Source organism: Nocardioides sp., assembly GCF_035503875.1.
In the GTDB taxonomy this organism is placed as follows: Bacteria; Actinomycetota; Actinomycetes; order Propionibacteriales; family Nocardioidaceae; genus Nocardioides.
On record NZ_DATJTA010000102.1, the window covers coordinates 1 to 2,695 of the forward strand.

Genomic DNA, 2,695 nt, shown 5'->3' on the forward strand with positions numbered 1-2,695 from the left:
GAGCGATGCGACGCGCTGTTGGCTGCATGAGCAGCTCCCACTCGACGACAGACCTGGCCGCTCGGCTACCCTCCGGCGGCGGAGCAAACCTCGCACACACGGAATTGCTGTTCGGCCACCACCGTACAGTCCGATCGGCAATCGGACAAGGGCCGGGGACTGCGGCCAGCGGCCCGGAGCGGCCGCGATCGCCCGCCACAGCGCCGAAGCGGGGGCCGAAAATTCGTCGTCTTTAGCAGCAGAGTTCTCTGGTCTGGGCGACGTCGAGGTGCATCTGCTCGACCAGGGCCTCGATCGAGTCGAAGCGGAGGGTGCCGCGCAGCCGGGTGCCGAAGTCGATCGCCGCGTGGACTCCGTACAGGTCGAGGTCGTGCGGGGCGAGCGCGTAGGCCTCGACCGTCTGCTTGGTGCCGTCGAAGGTCGGGTTGGTGCCGATCGAGATCGCGGCCGGCCAGCGGCGCGTCTCCTGGCCTGCTTCGTCCAGGGTGGAGAGCCAGCCTGCGTAGACGCCGTCGGCCGGGATCGCGGTGTGCGGGGGCGACTCCACGTTCGCGGTCGGGAAGCCGAGCTGGCGGCCGCGCTGGTGGCCGCGGACCACGATCCCCTCGACCCGGTGCGGGCGGCCCAGGGCCTTGGCCGCCTCGGCCACGTCGCCCGCCGCCAGCAGCCGCCTGATGTGGGTGGACGAGATCGTGACGCCGTCCAGGGTGAGCAGCGGCAGGCCCTCGGTCGTGTAGTCGTACTTCTCGCCCAGCTTGGTGATGAGCGCGACGTCGCCGGCCGCCTTGTAGCCGCAGCGGAAGTCCTCCCCGACCACGACCGCGTTGGCGTGCAGCCGCTCGACCAGGACCGCGCGGACGAACTCCTCGGGGTCGAGCCGGGAGAAGTCGAGCGTGAACGGGAGCACGCAGACCGCGTCCGCGCCCAGGCCGCCAAGCAGCTCGGCCCGGCGGCGGGCGGAGCTGAGCAGCGGCGGGTGGGTGCCCGGCCTGATCACCTCGTCCGGATGCGGGTCGAAGGTCACCGCCACCACCGGCAGCCCCCGCTCCCGGCCGAGCTGGGCCGCCCGGGCGACGATGCTCTGATGGCCCCGGTGCACGCCGTCGAACTCGCCGATCGTGACGACCGACTCACCCCATCCTGCGGGCACCTCATCAAGCCCCTGCCAGCGGTACACGGGTCTCCCGCCCTCCTTAGCTCGGCACCAAGCCTACGGGGCGGCGAAGACAGCTAGCGAGCGGAGGGAGCCCGATTCGGCTGTGACAAGCGCGACCAGCGCGGCGTCCGGGTCGAAGGCGGCCACCGGGGTGCCCGGTTCGGGCCAGCCGGCGGCCGGGAGCGGGAGGCGGGCGCCCTGGGCCAGCCGGTGGGCGTCCTCGGCGGTCAGGTCCAGCCTCGGGAACGCCGCGGCAGCGGCTTCTGCCATTGGGGTTATCCACGCGGGGGTCGGCGCGGGGTGGGCGGGGAATTCGAGGGCCACAGGCGCCTCGGTCCGTTCGATAGGAAGGTTTTGGGGCTTTTGATCCTCGAGCTCTTGCAGGGTGTGGGCCTGGGCCAGATCGTAGGGGCCGACGGCGGTGCGACGGAGCGCGGTCAGGTGGCCGCCGGTGCCGAGCGCGGCGCCGAGGTCGCGGGCCAGGGCGCGGATGTAGGTGCCGCTCGAGCAGCGGATCACCGCGTCGATGTCGAGGAAATCGCCCTGCTGGCGGATGTCGGTGACGGTGAACTCGTAAACGGTGACCGGGCGGGCCGCCAGCTCGGGGGCGGCGCCGGCCCGGGTGAGCTTGTAGGCGCGCTGGCCGTTCACCTTGATCGCGCTCACGCCGGGCGGGACCTGCCAGATGTCGCCGGTGAGCTCGGCGATCTCGGCGTCGAGGGCGCCCGGGACGATGTCGGTCGCGGGGCTGCCGCCGGCCGGCTCCCCCTCGGCGTCGTCGGTGCTGGTCGACTGGCCCAGGCGGATCGTGGCGACGTAGGTCTTCTCGGTCAGCGTCAGGTAGCCGAGCAGCCTGGTCGCCTTCTCCACGCCGACCACGAGCACGCCGGTCGCCATCGGGTCGAGCGTGCCGGCGTGGCCGACGCGGCGCGTCCCGGCCAGGCGGCGGACCCGGGCGACCACGTCGTGCGAGGTCATGCCGCCCGGCTTATCGACGATGACCAGGCCGCTTGGCGCGGTCATCCGCGTTCGCCGTCGCCGATTTCCTCGCCGTCTTCGAGGTCGCCGTCCTCGCCCTCGTCCCAGTCGTCCTCGTCGTCGGCGGGCTTCTTGTACGGGTCGGGGTCGCCGGCCCAGGTGGCGCCCTCGCGGGCCTGCGCCAGCTCCTCGTCGGCCTGGCGCGCGGCGGCGACCAGGTCATCGATCCGGCGGGCGCTGTCGGGCAGCGCGTCGGCGACGAACTCGATCGACGGGGCGTGCCGCAGGCCGATGATCCGGCCGACCTCAGACCGGATGATGCCGGTCGCGCTGGCGAGCGCGTCGGCCGTCTCGGCTTGCTCCTCGGGCGTGCCGAAGACCGTGTAGAAGACCTTCGCCTCGCGCCAGTCACCGGTCAGACGGACCTCGGTCACGGTGACGAAGCCAAGACGCGGGTCCTTGATCCGGCGCTCGAGCAGCTCGGCGACGAGCTTGGAGATCCGTTCGGCGAGACGGCGCGTGCGAGCGTCGCTCATGGCGGTTACTCCTCTTCGGTAAAGA

The 2,695-nt window shown here is 72.2% G+C and carries 3 protein-coding genes; all 3 read right to left on the reverse strand.

Features of this window, described 5'->3' with window-relative positions:
• Nucleotides 1–232 precede the first annotated feature (232 nt).
• From VMF51_RS24780 to rbfA, 3 genes are read right to left on the reverse strand one after another with little or no spacing between them, the layout of a single operon-like run.
• Nucleotides 233–1,177: a bifunctional riboflavin kinase/FAD synthetase gene (locus tag VMF51_RS24780; protein WP_325477163.1), complete on the reverse strand. Its 945-nt coding sequence runs from the start codon at nt 1,175–1,177 to the stop codon at nt 233–235.
• A 33-nt stretch (nt 1,178–1,210) separates the two neighbouring features.
• Complete coding sequence (gene truB / locus VMF51_RS24785; protein ID WP_325477164.1) at nt 1,211–2,179, reverse strand: tRNA pseudouridine(55) synthase TruB; 969 nt, start codon at nt 2,177–2,179, stop codon at nt 1,211–1,213.
• Entirely contained in the window at nt 2,176–2,670 is a 495-nt protein-coding gene (gene rbfA / locus VMF51_RS24790) for a 30S ribosome-binding factor RbfA (protein WP_325477165.1), read from the reverse strand. Before rbfA ends, truB begins: the two co-directional genes overlap by 4 nt.
• Nucleotides 2,671–2,695 lie beyond the last annotated feature (25 nt).

Bases quoted from the DNA above. Each gene is read 5' to 3' on its own strand.
- truB (WP_325477164.1), bottom strand. From the start codon at position 2,179: ATGACCGCGCCAAGCGGCCTGGTCATCGTCGATAAGCCGGGCGGCATG.
- rbfA (WP_325477165.1), bottom strand. From the start codon at position 2,670: ATGAGCGACGCTCGCACGCGCCGTCTCGCCGAACGGATCTCCAAGCTC.